At 66.1% G+C, this 607-nt stretch carries 1 pseudogene; it reads left to right on the top strand.

Going from position 1 to position 607, the window contains the following annotated elements:
* Window positions 1-381: pseudogene (locus tag XH81_RS04750) on the top strand (methyl-accepting chemotaxis protein); the annotation flags it as partial.
* Window positions 382-607 lie beyond the last annotated feature (226 nt).

Below are 607 nucleotides of genomic sequence, written 5' to 3'. Positions count from 1 at the left end.
AAGTCGCTGGCGAGCCAGACCGCGAAGGCCACGGACGAGATCTCCTCGCACATCACGGGCATGCAGGGCGCCACGGCCGAATCGGTAGCCGCGATCAAGGAGATCGGTGCGACCATCGGCCAGATCTCGTCGATCTCGACCTCGATCGCCAGCGCGGTCGAGCAGCAGGGTGCCGCGACGCAGGAGATCGCGCGCAGCGTCCAGACCGTCGCGCAGGGCACCCAGACCGCAGCCACCGACATCGGCGAGGTCAACCGCGGCGCCGCCGAGACCGGCTCGGCCTCCGAGGAAGTGCTGCACTCGGCCAAGACACTGTCATCCGAAAGCACCCGCCTGCGCGCCGAGCTCGATCGCTTCATGGGGAATATCAGGGCGGCGTAAGTTGCTTGGGTTCGTGCTGAGTTAGACGATCGGCTGTCACCCCACTCTCCGCTGTCGTCCCCGCGAAAGCGGGGAACCATAACCACAGGGAGCGGATATGGAGCGAGCGGGCAACTCCGAGTCTTCGCCAAACCACTCCCTGTGGTTATGGGTCCCGGATCAGCGCTCCGCTCCCGGCAACGCTACGCGTTGCCAAGAGCTCCGCTTGTCCGGGACGACAACGGAG

This window comes from Bradyrhizobium sp. CCBAU 25360, from assembly GCF_028128695.1.
GTDB lineage: Bacteria > Pseudomonadota > Alphaproteobacteria > Rhizobiales > Xanthobacteraceae > Bradyrhizobium > Bradyrhizobium ottawaense.
Note: the sequence above shows the minus strand (reverse complement) of the source record. Positions and strands in the feature narration are given on the sequence as shown.